12 protein-coding genes are annotated in these 15,182 nt (G+C 73.8%); 6 read left to right on the forward strand and 6 right to left on the reverse strand.

Translation table 11 applies throughout. The annotated features are described in order from the left end of the window. Nucleotides 1-98: 98 nt before the first annotated feature. On the forward strand, nt 99-2,045 hold the full coding sequence (locus ABD220_RS11305) for a BCCT family transporter (RefSeq protein ID WP_344122624.1): 1,947 nt from the start codon (nt 99-101) through the stop codon (nt 2,043-2,045). A gap of 145 nt (nt 2,046-2,190) precedes the next feature. Next, nucleotides 2,191-3,006 carry an IclR family transcriptional regulator gene (locus tag ABD220_RS11310; protein WP_344122626.1) on the forward strand — a complete coding sequence of 272 codons (816 nt, stop codon included), beginning with the start codon at nt 2,191-2,193 and terminating at the stop codon, nt 3,004-3,006. 134 nt (nt 3,007-3,140) lie between these two features. Here the strand turns inward: ABD220_RS11310 and ABD220_RS11315 are convergent, their stop codons facing one another. Beyond that, the gene (locus ABD220_RS11315; protein ID WP_344122628.1) at nt 3,141-3,857 is read right to left on the reverse strand and encodes a hypothetical protein; all 717 of its coding nucleotides are present in this window, start codon (nt 3,855-3,857) and stop codon (nt 3,141-3,143) included. Between the two features lie 326 nt (nt 3,858-4,183). On the opposite strand from ABD220_RS11315, the gene ABD220_RS11320 reads away from it, so the two are divergent. Beyond that, nucleotides 4,184-5,488: a class I SAM-dependent methyltransferase gene (locus ABD220_RS11320; RefSeq protein WP_344122630.1), complete on the forward strand. Its 1,305-nt coding sequence runs from the start codon at nt 4,184-4,186 to the stop codon at nt 5,486-5,488. On the opposite strand, the gene ABD220_RS11325 is transcribed toward ABD220_RS11320, so the two are convergent. Further along, the gene (locus tag ABD220_RS11325) at nt 5,485-6,045 is read right to left on the reverse strand and encodes a hypothetical protein (protein ID WP_344122632.1); all 561 of its coding nucleotides are present in this window, start codon (nt 6,043-6,045) and stop codon (nt 5,485-5,487) included. The genes ABD220_RS11320 and ABD220_RS11325 overlap by 4 nt on opposite strands. A 533-nt stretch (nt 6,046-6,578) precedes the next feature. Between ABD220_RS11325 and ABD220_RS11330 the strand changes: the two genes are divergently transcribed. Beyond that, the gene (locus ABD220_RS11330; RefSeq protein WP_344122634.1) at nt 6,579-7,253 is read left to right on the forward strand and encodes an SDR family NAD(P)-dependent oxidoreductase; all 675 of its coding nucleotides are present in this window, start codon (nt 6,579-6,581) and stop codon (nt 7,251-7,253) included. A 36-nt stretch (nt 7,254-7,289) separates the two neighbouring features. Here the strand turns inward: ABD220_RS11330 and ABD220_RS11335 are convergent, their stop codons facing one another. The 3 genes from ABD220_RS11335 to ABD220_RS11345 all read right to left on the reverse strand — a co-directional run bounded on the left by ABD220_RS11335 (nt 7,290) and on the right by ABD220_RS11345 (nt 11,944). Continuing rightward, nucleotides 7,290-8,405 (reverse strand): NAD(P)-dependent alcohol dehydrogenase, encoded by a 1,116-nt coding sequence (locus tag ABD220_RS11335; RefSeq protein WP_344122637.1) that lies wholly within the window; start codon nt 8,403-8,405, stop codon nt 7,290-7,292. Between the two features lie 118 nt (nt 8,406-8,523). Beyond that, nucleotides 8,524-10,248 carry an ATP-binding cassette domain-containing protein gene (locus ABD220_RS11340; protein WP_344122639.1) on the reverse strand — a complete coding sequence of 575 codons (1,725 nt, stop codon included), beginning with the start codon at nt 10,246-10,248 and terminating at the stop codon, nt 8,524-8,526. 346 nt (nt 10,249-10,594) lie between these two features. After that, entirely contained in the window at nt 10,595-11,944 is a 1,350-nt protein-coding gene (locus tag ABD220_RS11345) for an MFS transporter (RefSeq protein WP_344122641.1), read from the reverse strand. Nucleotides 11,945-12,141: 197 nt separating this feature from the next. Between ABD220_RS11345 and ABD220_RS11350 the strand changes: the two genes are divergently transcribed. Both ABD220_RS11350 and ABD220_RS11355 read left to right on the forward strand, forming a co-directional pair. Continuing rightward, nucleotides 12,142-13,191, forward strand: a complete 1,050-nt coding sequence (locus ABD220_RS11350) for an ABC transporter ATP-binding protein (protein WP_344122644.1) — start codon at nt 12,142-12,144, stop codon at nt 13,189-13,191. After that, nucleotides 13,188-14,009: an ABC transporter permease gene (locus ABD220_RS11355; RefSeq protein WP_344122646.1), complete on the forward strand. Its 822-nt coding sequence runs from the start codon at nt 13,188-13,190 to the stop codon at nt 14,007-14,009. Before ABD220_RS11350 ends, ABD220_RS11355 begins: the two co-directional genes overlap by 4 nt. Nucleotides 14,010-14,052: 43 nt before the next feature. Here ABD220_RS11355 and ABD220_RS11360 read toward each other — a convergent pair whose 3' ends face one another. Continuing rightward, on the reverse strand, nt 14,053-15,069 hold the full coding sequence (locus tag ABD220_RS11360; protein WP_344122648.1) for a magnesium and cobalt transport protein CorA: 1,017 nt from the start codon (nt 15,067-15,069) through the stop codon (nt 14,053-14,055). Nucleotides 15,070-15,182: the final 113 nt, after the last annotated feature.

The following is a 15,182-nucleotide window of genomic DNA, read 5'->3' on the forward strand; positions in this document are numbered from 1 at the left end:
TCCGAACACCACATCGGCGCCTTCCACGACTGGATCACCGACAAAGTCGGCGACGTCATCCCGGGGCAGACCGGTTCCAAGAGCCAGGAGAAGGTCCAATGAGCAACGACGACTATCGCGCCGAGCCGGCGCCCGCCGAGGAGTCCACCGCGCCGCCCGCGACGCCGCCCGTGGACGACACGACCCTGCTGCACGAGGCGGAGGCGGAGGAGGCCGCGATCCTCCACGAGCTCAGGACCGGCGTGGTGGAGCGGCGGAAATCCTTCCGCGCAGGTCTCGAGGGACTCGACAAGACCATCTTCGTGGTCACCGGAGCCCTCGTGGCCGCATTCGTGCTCTGGGGATTCCTCAACACGGAGAGCCTGTCCAATGCCTCGACAGTGGCGCTGGGCTGGGTGCTGGAGAGCACCGGGTGGCTCTTCGTGCTCCTGGCCTCCCTGTTCGTCGTCTTCGTCCTCTGGCTGGCGATCGGGCGCTTCGGCAACATCCCACTGGGCCAGGACGGCGAACGCCCGGAGTTCCGGACGGTGTCCTGGATCTCGATGATGTTCGCCTGCGGCATGGGCATCGGCCTGATGTTCTACGGCGTCGCCGAGCCGCTCTACCACTACATCTCCCCGCCGCCGGCCACGGCCGACGCGCAGACGGCCGAGGCCATCGAGGCCGCCATGGCCACGTCCCTGTTCCACTGGACGTTGCACCCGTGGGCGATGTACGCGGTGGTCGGCATCGCCATCGCCTACGGCACCTTCCGGCTGGGCCGCAAGAACCTCCTCTCCGAGGCGTTCGTCTCCATCTTCGGGCGCAAGGCCGTGGACGGCGTGGGCGGGAAGATCATCAACATGCTCGCCATCTTCGCGACCGTGTTCGGCACTGCCGCGTCGCTCGGCCTGGGCGCCCTGCAGATCGGCAGCGGCCTGCAGTTCAACGGCGTCGTCGCCGAGGTGACCACCCCCATGCTGGTGGTCGTCATCGCGGTGCTGACGTTCTGCTTCGTGGCCTCGGCCGTGTCCGGAATCGCCCGGGGCATCCAGTTCCTCTCGAACACCAACATGGTGCTGGCCCTCATCATGGCAATCATCATCTTCGTGGTGGGCCCCAGCGTCTTCATCCTCAACCTCATTCCCTCCTCGATCGGTTCCTACGCGCAGATGCTCCCGGAGATGTCCGCCCGCACGGAAGCCGTGGGTGACGAGGGGATGCGCGAGTGGCTCTCAGGGTGGACCATCTTCTACTGGGCCTGGTGGGTGTCCTGGACTCCCTTCGTGGGCATGTTCGTCGCCCGGATCAGCCGCGGCCGGACCATCCGCCAGTTCGTGGTGGGGGTCCTCGTGGTGCCCTCGCTGGTGTCCCTGCTCTGGTTCGCCGTCTTCGGCGGCACGGCCATCGACATCCAGAGCCGGGCCGATGCCACGCCGGACCCGAACGACGGCATCGCCACGGTGGTGGACGGGTCCCCGACCATCTCCTTCGACAGCGCGATCTACGACATGTTCACCGGCCTGGACCTGCCCCAGGCCGTCACGGTCGGTCTCGCCGTGCTGGCCATGGTGCTCACCGGGATCTTCTTCGTCACGGGCGCCGACTCGGCATCCATCGTGACCGGCTCGCTGAGCTCCCGCGGCAGCCTGGAGCCCTCCCGCCCCGTCATCATCTTCTGGGGTGTGCTCATGGGCAGCGTCGCCGCGGTGATGCTCCTGGCCGGCGGCGACGATCCCGCCGCCGCCCTGGGCGGCCTGCAACGGATGACGATCGTCTCCGCTCTGCCGTTCATCCTGGTGATGTTCCTGCTGTGCTTCGCGGTGGCCCGGGACCTGCGCCAGGACCCGATGTGGTTGCGCAAGCGCCTGTCCGACTCCGTGATGAACCGCGCGGTGCGCAACGCCGTCGACGAGTACGGGCACCAGAAGTTCACCCTGGTCACCCGGGAGAGCACGGACCCGAACACGGCCGAGTTCCGCGCGGTGGACGCCACGGCCGCCGGTCAGCCGATCTACGCCCAGCAGAACGGCCGGGCCCGGAAGAAGGAGACGAACATCTCCTGAGGGACCGAGCTGGACCGGGACACGCACCCGGACCGGGCGGCCGGCCCCATCGGGGCCGCCCGCCCTCGGCATAGCAGACGGGAGCGCGACAGTGACGAATGACTACCATGGGGCCATGTCCCCACAAGCCTCCAGACCTTCGCCCATGTCCGACGACGCAACGGAGCAGAACGGCTCCGACGGGGTCACCCCCGGTGGTGTCCAGTCCGTCGACCGGGCGATCACGGTGCTCGAGGTCCTCGCCCGGACCGGCGGTTCGACGGTGACCGAGGTGGCCGCAGAGCTGGGAGTGCACAAGTCCACCGCGTCGAGGCTGCTCGGCGCCCTGGAGTCCCGGGGGCTGGTGCACCACCCGAGCGACGGCAGCAAGTACCAGCTCGGTTTCGGCATCCTGCGCCTGGCGCACGCGATCCCCGGTCGGCTGAGCGTGGTGGCCGAGGCGCGGGACGAGATCCGGAGCCTGGCACGGATCCACTCCGAGACGGTCAACCTGGCGGTCCTCCGGGAGGGCCACGCCGTCAACGTGGACCAGGAGATGGGGCCCTCCTCCGTCTCGACCCACGACTGGATCGGCAGCCTGACCCCCCTGCACGCCACGTCCAGCGGGAAGGTGCTGCTGGCGGGGCTGCCGTCCGACGAGAGAGCCCATGTCCTCCGCACCCAGGGCCTGCCGGCTCTCACCGCGCGCACGATCACGTCGAGGAAGCAGCTCGAACGCCAGTTGATGGAGGTGGCCGCCCGGGGCTACGCCACCGTGTGCGAGGAGTTCGAGATCGGGCTGAACTCCGTCGCCGTGCCCGTGCGGAACCATCTCGGCACGGTCATCGCCTCCGTCAGCGTCTCGGGACCGGCGTTCCGGTTCACGGAGGAGACGATGGCCGATCTCGTGGAGGACCTCAAGCAGGCCGGCCTGCGGATCAGCCGGCGCATGGGCTACGCACCCCTCGACGACCCCCGGTAGAGGATTCCGCGCCGCGCCGCCCGGGCACGACGTGGTCCACGGCACGCCGATCGGCGAGCGACGGCCTGGGGACGGCAGAGCGCCCGCGGCTCTGCCGTCCCGTCCCAGGACGCCGGGGAGAACGGGGCGCCGGCCTAGCCGCGAAAGGACGCGATGACGCCCTGCAGCTGCCGGTGCTCCTCCGACCGGGCGTAGGCCTGTGCCTCCTCCATCGTGGAGAACTCGCGCTGCAGGTTGAAGATCACCACACCGCTGCGGTCGTCGCCGCTCGCCGGGTCCCCCGCCACGATCGACCCCAGGCCGTACATCAGGTGCGGCAGCATGGTCTCGGGCACGGGCTCGTCGCCGTCGGTCAGAGAGGTCACGAGCCGCACGTCGTCCTCCCAACCGAACGCCTCCCGGAGGTCGGGCCGGTCGGTCAGGTCCATGGCGATGGTGCGCACCACGAAATCGCCGCTGCCGGACAGGGCCTCCTCCCCCGGCACGTCCTCGACATGGACCACACGCTGAGGAACACAGGCGGACTCGGGGCCGCACACGGCGCCCCAGCCGCTCAGCACGGTCAAGGAGGCGACCGAGGCACCCTCCGGGGTGACGACGACAACCCCTCCGCCGTCGTCGGTGAACTCGCCGTCGATCGACCATGCCGAGGGCGTCTCGAACGTGAACGAGGTCCCCACGGCCTGACCGGAGTGCGTGATCGCCCGGTCCGGCGCGGGCGTGGACCAGGGGCACGGGTCCTCGGCCGGCAGCTCCCCCGTGGAGGACATCGCCCCGGGCACCAGCACGAGGAGGAGCACGACCCCCGTGCCCAGGGCCCACCGAGCTGGTGGTCGTCCGGTCTGTGACATGGTCTCCGCCCTCGTTCCGTCCCTGCCCGGCACCGGGCGCCGCCGGGGCGTGGTGCCGGATCTGCAATCTAGGCGGCCCGGCCCGTCCCCGGCAACGGTTCCGGCACAAGCGTCCACGATTCGTGATGTGCTCGGGCGCGCGCCGGTCCGGCCGCGACATGTTCGTGCGGATCCGGCAGACCATGGCGACACCTCACGGCGTCTTCCTAGGGTGAGGACCAAGGCCCACGCGCGCCGCCGTCCACAGCCCGGGCCCGGCCGGGAGGCGGCTCGACGGCCGGAGCAGCAGCGTGGCGGTCACCGACGCCGGAGGAGGATCGTTCGACATGGTGTGGACGACTGCGGCGGCCCCGCGACTGGCCGAGGCGCTGGGCATCGTGCTGGGCACGGACCGGATCCCCGTCCGGCTGCGCGCCTGGGACGGCTCGGAGGCCGGTCCGCCCGGTGCGCCGGTGATCGAGATCCGGTCCCGGCGGGCCCTGCGGCGCCTCCTGTGGTCACCCGGGCAGCTCGGCCTGGGCCGCGCGTACGTGGCCGGCGAGCTCGACCTGCCGGGCGACGTCTTCGGGACCGTCGCCGCCCTGACCGCCACCGGAAGACTCACCGAGCCCGTTCCCCTGACGGCGCGCGAGCGCTGGAGACTGCTCCGGACCGCCGCGAGCCTGCGCGCCCTGGGACCGGAGCCGGCCCCGCCCCCGGAGGAGGTGGACCTCGGCGGCCACGGCGGGCGGCACACCAAGGCCCGCGACGCCGCGGCGGTCTCGCACCACTACGATCTCGGCAACGACTTCTACGCCGTGGTCCTGGGCCCCTCCCTGGCCTACTCCTGCGCCGTCTGGGACGACCGGTCCGGTGGGCTGGAGGCGGCGCAGCAGGCCAAGCACGACCTGGTCTGCCGCAAGCTGGGGCTGCGGCCCGGCATGCGGGTGCTGGACGTGGGCTGCGGCTGGGGCAGCTTCGCCCTGCACGCAGCCCGGCGGTACGGGGCCGACGTCCTCGGGGTCACTCTCTCCCCCGAGCAGGCCGCCCTGGGCCGCGAACGGGTGTCCGGTGCCGGGCTGGCCGAGCGGATCGAGATCCGCGTCCAGGACTACCGCGACGTCGATGACGGGCCCTTCGACGCCATCTCCTCGATCGGCATGTCCGAGCACGTCGGCGACGACCAGATCGACGGCTACGCCGCGCACCTGCACGGACTGCTGCGTCCCGGGGCCCGTCTTCTCAACCATGCGATCGCCCGGCGCACCGGGGACCCCTGGCGGGCCGGGGAGGCCCAGCACGACCCTGGGACGTTCATGGCGCGCTACGTCTTCCCCGACACCGAGGTGCTCAGCCTCACCCGGATGATCGGCGCGCTGGAGGCGAGCGGCCTGGAGGTCCTCGACGTCGAGGCCCTGCGCCCCCACTACGCGCTGACGCTGCGGGCCTGGACGCAGCGCCTCGAGGAGCACTGGGACGAGGCGGTCCACCTGGTCGGGGAGGGACGCGCCCGCGTGTGGCGGCTCTACATGGTCGCCGCCGCCTGGACGTTCGAGTCGGGCCGGCAGGGCGTCAACCAGGTGCTCGTGCACCGTCCCGGTGACACGCCACCGCCGCTCGCGCGCCCCTGGAGGGCCTCCGCGGACCGCTAGGCGCGGAAGGAGGCGATCATCGCCTCGACCTGCTGGTGCTGCTCCGAGCCGGTGTACTCCCGGGCGGCCTCGAGGCTGGGGAAGTCGTGGACCGAGCTGAAGATCACCGTCCGGTAGGTGATGCCGTTGGGCGCGACCACCCCCGTCTCGACCGTTCCCAGCCCGTACAGGACGTGCGGCAGCATCGCGGTGGGCGGTGGGGAGTCCGCGTCGGTGAGCGAGGTCACGAGGCGCACGGCGTCCGGCCAGCCGTACGCGTTGCGCAGTTCGGGCGCGGACGTCAGGTCCATGGCCACGGAGCGCACCACGAACTGCCCGCTGCTGGACAGGGGCACGCCTCCCGGGACGTCCCCGAGGTGGGTCACCGGCGGCATCGAGCAGTCGGGGCCGCACTCGGCGCCCCACGCGATGAGGACCGACAGGTGGCCGACGGGCGCACCGTCCGGCCCGAGCACCGCCACCGTGCCCCCGACGTCCGAGAACTCCCCGTCCACGCTCCACGTCGCGGGCAGCTCGAAGGCGAAGGCGGCGTCGGCGGCCGTGCCCGAGTACGTCACGAGCTCCACCGGAGCGGGGCTCGCGGTGGGACTCGCCGTGGGCGTGCCGGTGGGGCTCGCGGTGGGTGTTCCGGTCGGGTTCTCGGTCGGCCCGGCCGTCGAGCCCTCTGTGGGACCGGTGGTCGGCGCCGGGGACTGCGTGGTCGGCGCCGAGTCCGCCGGGGACTCCGCCACCGTGGTCGGTGAGGCGGCGGGACTCGTCCCCTCCCCGGACGGGTTTTCGCCGCCCGGGGTGCCGCAGGAGGCCAGGAGGAGGAGAGCCGCGGCGGCCGCCCCCAGGACCCGGGTCGATCGCGACGTGGTCGGTGACATGTGGACGGCCCCCCGATCGCGGAGCACCGGCGTCACGGGCGTCCGCCCGGCCCGGCCCCGAGGACTGCAATCTACGCCCGCGAGTTCGCAGTCGGCAACAGCCGGGATCGGCCGCCCGGCGATCGTCGTGGAACTGCACATCGCTGGGCGGTGTCGGAGAGCCTGGGTACGCTCGGAGCACGGCTCCGCTCCGGGGCCGCACCGGGGACAGGAGTGGGGCCATGGACCTGAACGGCGCGAGGATCCTCGTCGTGGGGGCGACCGGCGTCCTCGGCCGGCGGCTGTGCGAACGGCTGAGCGAGCGCACCACCGCCATCGTGGTGACCGGCCGCTCCGCCTCGGGCGCCGAGGAGCTGCGGCGCGGGCTCGGCCTGCGCGCGGCCCACGCCCTTGACCTCGTGGACCACGACGAGGCCGCGGCGGTGGTGCACCGGGCCGCCGAGGAGCTCGGCGGGCTCGACGCCGTGGTGATCGCCACGGGGGTCGCCGCGTTCGGCCCGGCCGCCGACGAGGACGAGGCCGTCGTGGAGGAGCTGTTCGAGGTCAACGCCCTGGGGCCCATGGCCGTGATCCGGGCAGCCGTGCCGCACCTCGCCGACGGCGGCGCGATCGCGGTCCTCACGGGGGTGGTCGCGGAGCTGCCTCTGGCCGGGATGGCCGGTTACGCCGCCAGCAAGGCGGCCATGGCCTCGTGGCTGGGGTCGTTGCGGCGGGAGCTGCGCCGTCGTCGGATCGCGGTGGTGGACGCCCGGCTGCCCCACATGGACACCGGGCTCGTGGACCGGGCGCTGACCGGCCTGCCGCCCCGGCTCCCGCCCGGGCACAACGTGGACGACGTCATCGCCGCGGTGGAGCGCGGCCTCGAGCGCGGTGTCCACGAGCTCCGGGTCGACTGAGCCCGGCGCGCCGGGCTCCGGACCGCGGCGGGCCGCTCACCCGGGCATGCGGAGGACGGGCTTCACGACGTCGCCGGACCTGCTGTCGGCGAGGGCCTGCTCGATCTCGTCGAGCTCGTAGAAGCGCACGAGCTCGTCGAAGGGGAACCGCCCCTGCCGGTGCAGCTCGATCAGGGCGGGAATGAACTTCCCGCTGCGGCTGCCGCCGCCCAGCACCCCGACGATCCGCTTGCCCCACAGCGCGCGCAGGTGGTCGAGGCTGATGCGCGCCTGCGCGGGCGCCCCGCCGATCAGCACGAGCGTGCCCAGCATGCCCACGCAGTCCGCGGCTTGTTCTACGACGGGGACCACCCCGGTGCACTCGAAGGCGTAGTCCGCGGTGCCGCCCGTGATCCGGGCGACCTCCGCGACCACGTCCGTGTCCCGGGAGTTGATGACATGGGTCGCCCCGTAGCGGGTGGCCAGCTCGAGCCGGGAGTCGTGCAGGTCCACGGCGATGACCGTGGTGGCGGCGGTGCAGCGGGCGGCCATGATCGCGGCCAGCCCCACGGCCCCCACCCCGAAGACCACCAGCGACGAGCCGGGCTCCGGGCGGGCCTCGTTGAGCACCGCGCCGGCGCCCGTGCCCAGCCCGCAGGCCAGAGGTCCGAGCAGCTCCAGCGGCACGTCCTCGGGAGCCTTGACGAGGGCGTCGGCGAGGACGAGCGAGTGGGTCGCGAAGGAGGACTGGCCGAAGAAGTGGCCGGAGAGCGCCGCCCCGCCCGCCCGGGTGTAGGCCGAGGTCCCGGCCGCCTCGCCCCGGAAGCGGCGGCCCGAGACGAGGGCCTCCCCGGTCCGGGCGCAGTACCGGGGCTGCCCGTCGAGACAGTTGCGGCACGCCCCGCACGAGGGCCAGCCGATCACCACCCGGTCCCCGGGCGCGACCTCGGCGACGCCCTCGCCGATCCGCTCCACGATCCCCGCGCCCTCGTGGCCCAGGATCCCCGGCAGCGGCAGCGGCATGTCGCCCGCCCGGGTGATGGCGTCGGTGTGGCAGACCCCGGTCGCGACGATGCGGACCAGGGCCTCCCCGCGGCCCGGCTCGGCGAGCTCGACGTCCTCCAGCTCGAACGGGGCGCCGATCCCCTCGACGACGGCGGCGCGGATCCTCATGCTGTGCTCCTCGGGATGTCGTGGCAGCGGGGCTGCCGGCCGTGACGGCGGTCACCCGCCCCCTGCTGCGCAGTCTAGGGGTGGCTCCCCGTCCTGTCCTCCGTCCGGTCCGGGCCGGTCACAGCCTCAGCCGCGGCCAGCCCTTCACGTCCCGCAGGAGCTGCCGGTCGTGGGTGGTCAGCGCCACGGCCGCGGCCGTCGCGGCGAGGGCCTCGGTGAGCTCGTCCACGAGGGTGATCGAGAGGTGGTTGGTCGGCTCGTCCAGCAGCAGCGCGTGCGGCCGGGACGCGAGCACCACGGCGAGCTCGAGGCGTCGCCGCTGCCCGGCGGACAGCTCCGCCACGGGACGTCCGCGGTCCCGCGCCGTCAGCAGCCCTAGGGCCTCCAGCGGGGCCACCTCGTGCTCGGCCAGCCGGCCCGCGAGCACGAGCCGGACGAGCTCCTGCTCGTACACCTCCTGGGCGGAGCGCGCACCGTGCCGGAGCCCTTCCTGCCGCAGGTGCCCGATCCGCACCCCGGGCGCGGCGGCGCGCCGACCCGTGGCGGGGGCCAGCGCACCGGCGAGCACCTGCAGCAGGGTGGACTTGCCCGCCCCGTTGGGGCCTCCGACCACCAGCCGGCCCCCGGACTCCAGCACCACGTCGACGGGCCGGAGCAGCCGGCCCGTCACCGTGACGCCCTCTGCGCGCACCAGCTCGACGCCCGGCAGCGCCGGCAGCTCCGGCACCGACAACGCCAGCGGCGGCTCGGGGACGTCCACCCGGTGCCGCTCGAGGTCCTCCTGCCGGCGGTGCACCGACCGGACGAGCCCCGGGGCGCGGGTGGCCCGGGTGTGCTTGCCGGTGCCCTTGTCCGGGCGCCATCCGCCGGCCAGCCGGGCGCGTGCGCGGTCGAGGTCGCCGGCCAGCCGGACGTGCTCGGCCTGCTGCTCCCGGTGGTCGTGGATCCACCGCGAGCGCTCGGCCGTCCGGCCGGCGCGCCAGCCCGCCACGCCTCCGCCGTACCAGCGCGGACGGCCGTCCCGGCTGGGGTCCAGGTCCAGGACGGTGTCGACCACCTGGCCCAGCAGCCGCCGGTCGTGGCTGACCAGGACCACGCCGCCGCGCAACTCGCGCAGCGCCGCGCCCAGGTGGGCCAGTCCCGCCGCGTCGAGGTGGTTGGTGGGCTCGTCCAGCAGGAGGAGGTCGTGGACGGTGCCGAGCAGACAGGCCAGGCGCACCCGGTAGCGCTGGCCCACCGAGAGGGTGCTGAGCACCCGGGAGCGGTCGGTCACGGCGTGCAGGGCCTGCAGGGACAGGTCCACCCGCCGGTCGGCGTCCCAGGCGTCGAGGGCCTGGGCGACCGTCAGCGCCTGCGCGTACTCCTCCGCGGCGCCCGGCTGCCCTGCGGAGCCCAGCTGCCCCGCGGATCCCAGCTGCCCCGCGGAGCCCGGTCGCCCCGCGGAGCCCGGCTGCTCCGTGACGCCCGGCTGCTCCGCGGCGAGGGCCCGGGCAGCGGCCTCGACCTGCGCCACCGCGGTGTGCTCGGCGGTGAGCGCGAGGCCCAGGAGGTCCCCCACGGTGCCCTCGGGCGGCACGGGCAGCTCCTGGTCGACCACGGCGAGCGTGCCGGTGCGGCGGACGGTGCCGGCGTCCGGGAGGAGCGTCCCCGAGAGCACCTCCAGCAAGGAGGTCTTGCCGCGGCCGTTCTCCCCCACCACGCCGAGTCGGGTGGTGGGGGTGATCGTGAGGTCGAGGCCCTCCAGAACGGTGCGGGACCCGCGGACCAGGCGGATCCCGGTGGCGGTCAGCTGGGCGTGCTCGCCCGCGGGCACGGCAGGGTGGTGGACGGGAACGGCGGACATGCTTCCTCCGGATGCGGAGCGGCGCGCGGCGCAACGGCCGGGGCTCCTGACGAGGGGACGGGTGGGCAGGACGACGGACCCGCCGCGGCGGTGGCGTTGTGCGGCGGGAGCCGGAACCCGTCAGAGGAAGAAGTGGTGGTACATGGTCGCTCCAGGATAGCCCCGGGCCGCCGGCTCCGCGGTGTCCCAGGGCCGGGTCCGCCCATTCCGCCGAGTCCCCAGATCACCTGCCGGATCCCCAGAACATTGCTGGGGATCCGGCAGGTGATCTGGGGGTTCGGCGCTCGAGGTGGAGCGGGCGTGGGGATCCGCGCGCAGGGTGGCCGGGAGCGCAACAGGCTCGGGGTCAGGGCGCGCGGGGCTCCCGCAGGACGCCGGCCATCAGGGCCGCGACGAGCGCGAAGCCGGGCACCACGAGCAGCGCCGCCCGCAGTCCCACGGCGTCGGAGAGCACGCCGACGGCCGGGGACAGGCCGAGGAAGCTGATCCGCATCAGCCAGCTGACCAGGGCCAGGCCCGTCCCGGTCCGCAGCCCGGGGATGTCGTCGGCGGCGTGGAAGGCCGCGGGCACGAGCGTGGCGCAGCCGAAGCCGGCCAGCGCGAACCCGGCGACGGCCACGACCGGCGCCGGGGCGAGGACCACGAGCAGCATCCCGGCTGCGCTCAGGGCGGCGCCGGAGCGGACCACCGCGGCACGGCCCCAGCGGTCGGTCATGGGGTCGCCGAGCATCCGGCCTACGAACTGCGCGGCCATGAGCGCCACGAGCCCGAGCCCCGCGGTGGCCAGCGGAGCGCCGAGCTCCGTGTTCAGGTACACCGCCGACCAGTTCTGCCCGGCGTCCTCCACCATGACCCCGGCCATCGCGATCACGGCCACGGGGAGGAGACTGACGACGACGATGCGCCCCGTCGCCCGGCGGCCCGTCCCGGCGCGCCCGGAGCCGGGGTCCGGCCGGGAGCCGCCGGTGCCGGGGTCCGGCCGGGAGCCGCCGGTGCCGGGGTCCGGCCGGGAGCCGCCGGTGCCGGGGTCCGTCGTCGTGCCGTCCGGCAGCGGGTCGCTCGGGCGGACGGTGCGCAGCTCCTGGCCCTCTGCCGGGCTGAGCGCGGAGCGCAGCGCCACGAGGGCGACCGCGCTCCACACGAGCCCGCTCGCCGGCAGGTGCCACCCCAGGGGCACGCCGAGGGCGAGCGCCGCGGCACCCATGAGCCCGCCGACCACGGCGCCCAGGCTCCACAGGGCGTGCAGGGAGTTGATGACGGAGCGGCCGCGGGCACGTTGGACCCCCATCCCCTGGGCGTTCTGGGCGGTGTCCACGTGGGCGTCCAGGGCACCACCCAGGAACATCGCGGCGAGGAACACCCCCACGCCCAGCCCCGTGCCGGCGCCCAGGCCCGCCCCGACCCCGGCGGCCGCGAGGCACGCCGAGAGCAGGACGGTGCCCAGCGCCGCCACCCGGCCGGAGCCGAAGCGGCGGATCGCCCGGGCGGGGAGGGCGCCCACGAGGATCGCCCCGAGCGGGAACGCCACGACCACGAGGCCGTAGAAGGTGTTGGAGAGCCCGAACGCGTCCTTGACCTCCGGCAGGCGCGGCAGCAGGTTGGCGTAGAGGGCGCCGTTGGTGAGGAAGAACGCGGACACCGCGATCCGGGCGCGCCGGACCCGTGCGGGGTCAAGGGCAGGGGTCTGGACGGTCACGCCCACGACTCTAAGGGCTGGATCCCCCGGCCTCCGCTCCCGATCCCCCGGGAGCCGGAGCAGGCAGGCCGGCCAGGGCGCCCCCGAGCCGGTCCCGAAGCCGCCCGGGGCCCCGGGCGACCTCGGATCCGTCATGTCCCGCAATTCAGGCCCCCGTCCGGACAGCCGGTGACCCGAAACCGCTCTACCGTGGACCCATGAGCACCCCACCCATCATCAGCGCCCGCGGGCTGAGCAAGAGCTTCCGCGGGCCCGGCGGCCGGACCGTCGACGCGGTGCGCGACCTGACCATGGACGTGGCGCCGGGCACGCTGACCGCGTTCCTCGGGCCCAACGGCGCGGGCAAGTCGACCTCACTGCGCATGCTCACCACACTGCTGCGGCCCACCGGCGGCACCGCCACCGTGTGCGGGTTCGACGTGGCCCGGCAACCGGCCCAGGTGCGCGCCCGCATCGGCTACATCGGGCAGAAGAACGGGGCCGGGCAGTACCAGCGGGTCCGCGACGAGCTGCTCAGCCAGGGGGCCCTGTACGGGCTGAGCCGGGCGGAGACCCGGCGCCGCGTGGACGAGCTCGTGGAGGCCCTCGGCCTCGGCGACCTCGTCCGCCGGCCCACGCTGAAGCTCTCCGGCGGGCAGCGCCGCCGCGTGGACATCGCCCTCGGGCTGATCCCCGGGCCCCAGTTGCTCTTCCTCGACGAACCCACGACCGGTCTGGACCCGCAGTCCCGCGCGCACCTGTGGGAGCACATCCTCGAGCTCCGCCGGCGCTACGGGACCACCCTCTTCCTCACCACCCACTACCTCGACGAGGCCGACCAGTTCGCCGAGCGGGTCATGGTCGTGGACCGGGGACAGATCATCGCCGACGACACCGCGTCCCGGCTCAAGACGGACCTGGCCGGCGACCGGATCAGCCTCACCCTGGGCGACGACCCGGCCGCCGCCGTGGTGGCCGTCCGGCGCGCGGCCGGAGCCGTGGGGGCCGGCGGCGCCGAGCCGGAGGCGGTCCCGGCGGGGGAGGGCACGCACGTGGTCGTCGCGGTCGAGCACGGCGAGCGCGTGCTGCCCGCCCTGCTGCGCGAGCTCGACCGGGACGGCCACACCGTCCTGACCGCCGAGCTCGCCCGTCCGACCCTCGACGACGTCTTCCTCCGGCTCACCGGCCGGAGCCTGCGCGAGGAGCGGACGGACCCGTCCAGGACCGACCCGGCCCCCGAGGCCACGAGCGTGGGAGCACCCCGATGACCACCGTTCCGACCACCCGCGGGTCCGCCGGTGGAACCACCGGCGGCAGCGATCGGGCCCGCCCGGCCGGGATCCTCCACGACTCCGTCAGCGTCTTCGTCCGCGAGCTCCGGCCCGTGGTCCGGGACCCCTTCAGCCTGGTGTTCTCGCTCATGCAGCCGCTGATGTTCCTCGCCTTCTTCGGCCCGCTCCTGGGCGGGATGACCGGGCTGCCCCTGGACCAGGCGTTCCAGTGGTTCGTGCCGGGCATCGTGGTGATGATCGCGCTGTTCGGCACCGCGATGACCGGCTCGAACCTGCTGTTCGAGATCCAGTCCGGGGCGCACGAGCGGATGCTCGTGGCGCCGGTGACCCGCTCGGCGCTCATGGTGGGGCGCGCGTGCAAGGAGATGGTGCCGCTGGTCCTGCAGGCGCTGGTGCTCTCCGGAGTGGCCGTGTTCTTCGGCTTCCGCCCGTCCCTGCCCGGCATGGCGGTGGGCCTGGCGATCCTCGCGGTCTTCGGGGTGGGACTGGGGGCGCTGAGCTACGCCCTGGCCATCGTCTCCCGGAACCGGGACTGGATGTTCTGGACCGTGCAGCAGGGACTGACGTTCCCGCTCATGCTGCTGTCCGGGATGCTCCTGCCGCTCGAGGCCGGCCCGCGGTGGATGCAGGTGCTCTCGCGCTTCAACCCGCTCACGTACATGGTCGACGCCGAGCGGGCCCTGTTCAACGGCCAGTTCGGCGACCCGGCGGTGGCGGCCGGCGCGCTCGCGGCGGTCGTGCTGGCCGTCCTGGGCCTGACCGTGGGGATCAGGGCGATGCGCAACAGCATCTGAGCTGTCCCCCCGGGATGTCGCCGGGAGCCGGCCCCGTGGCCGCTCAGAGCCACCGCTTCCACTTGAACACCCCGTAGAGAGCCACCCCCATGCCCAGCATGGCCAGCAGCGCGAACGGGTAGCCGAGCGGCCACGCGAGCTCGGGCATGTGCTCGAAGTTCATCCCGTACACCGTGCCCACCAGGGTCGGGGCGAAGAGGATCGCGGCCCAGGAGGAGATCCGCTTGACCTCCTCGCTCTGCGCCAGGGCGGACTCGGTGAGCCGCTGCATCTCGTCGTTCTGCCGCTGTCCCACCAGGGTGGCGTGCACCGTGAGGGCGTTCTGCAGGAGCGCCCGGAACGCGTCCGCGCGCTCCCCCACCCGGATGGCGTGGTCCTGCACGTCCCGCAGCCGCTGCTGCAGCTCGAGGTCGAGCCCGTACTTCTCCGCCCCGGCCTGCAGGGCCCCGAGCATGGCCACCAGCGGGTGGACGGCGCGCTGGAACTCGATGACCTCCCGGGAGAGCTCGTAGACGCGGCGGGAGACGTCGCGGTCCGCGCCGAAGATCTCGTCCTCGATCTCGTCGATGTCGTTCTCCAGCCCCGCGACCACGGGGGCGTAGCCGTCGACCACCTCGTCGAGGATCCCGTACAGCACCGCCTGCGGGCCCGTGCCCAGCAGCTCCGGTGCGGCCTCCAGCCGGCGTCGGACCTTGGCCAGGTCGGGGGACTCGGCGTGGCGGACCGTCACCACGAAGTCGCGGCCCACGAACACGTGCAGCTCCCCGAACTCGACCTTCTCCACGTCGTCCAGGTAGCGGGCCGGGCGCAGCACCACGAAGAGGGTGTCGCCGAAGCGCTCCAGCTTGGCGCGCTGGTGGCCCTTGAGGGCGTCCTCCACCGCGAGGTCGTGAAGCCGGAACTCCGCGGCCACGGACTGCACTTCGGCCGGCTCGGGCCGGTAGAGCCCGATCCAGGCCATCCCGCCGCGACCGCGCAGCGCCGCGTAGGTCTCGTCGAGGTCCTCAGGGGTCGACGCGCGCCGGCCCTCCACGTACACCACGTTGTCCACCAGCGTCACCGTGCACCGCCTTCCGTCCTGCCCGTCGCTCGTCCCGCCCCATCATGGCAGGACCCGCCCCGGGCCAGGACCACCCCCTCGCAGCACCCCTCCGCGGGCTCACCGGCTCCGCC

The sequence above is a fragment of the Kocuria aegyptia genome (genome assembly GCF_039530085.1).
Lineage (GTDB): Bacteria > Actinomycetota > Actinomycetes > Actinomycetales > Micrococcaceae > Kocuria > Kocuria aegyptia.

Coding starts and splice junctions, on each gene's coding strand:
- ABD220_RS11305 (WP_344122624.1), top strand. CDS start 99: ATGAGCAACGACGACTATCGCGCCGAGCCGGCGCCCGCCGAGGAGTCC.
- ABD220_RS11310 (WP_344122626.1), top strand. CDS start 2,191: ATGTCCGACGACGCAACGGAGCAGAACGGCTCCGACGGGGTCACCCCC.
- ABD220_RS11315 (WP_344122628.1), bottom strand. CDS start 3,857: ATGTCACAGACCGGACGACCACCAGCTCGGTGGGCCCTGGGCACGGGG.
- ABD220_RS11320 (WP_344122630.1), top strand. CDS start 4,184: ATGGTGTGGACGACTGCGGCGGCCCCGCGACTGGCCGAGGCGCTGGGC.
- ABD220_RS11330 (WP_344122634.1), top strand. CDS start 6,579: ATGGACCTGAACGGCGCGAGGATCCTCGTCGTGGGGGCGACCGGCGTC.
- ABD220_RS11335 (WP_344122637.1), bottom strand. CDS start 8,405: ATGAGGATCCGCGCCGCCGTCGTCGAGGGGATCGGCGCCCCGTTCGAG.
- ABD220_RS11340 (WP_344122639.1), bottom strand. CDS start 10,248: ATGTCCGCCGTTCCCGTCCACCACCCTGCCGTGCCCGCGGGCGAGCAC.
- ABD220_RS11350 (WP_344122644.1), top strand. CDS start 12,142: ATGAGCACCCCACCCATCATCAGCGCCCGCGGGCTGAGCAAGAGCTTC.
- ABD220_RS11355 (WP_344122646.1), top strand. CDS start 13,188: ATGACCACCGTTCCGACCACCCGCGGGTCCGCCGGTGGAACCACCGGC.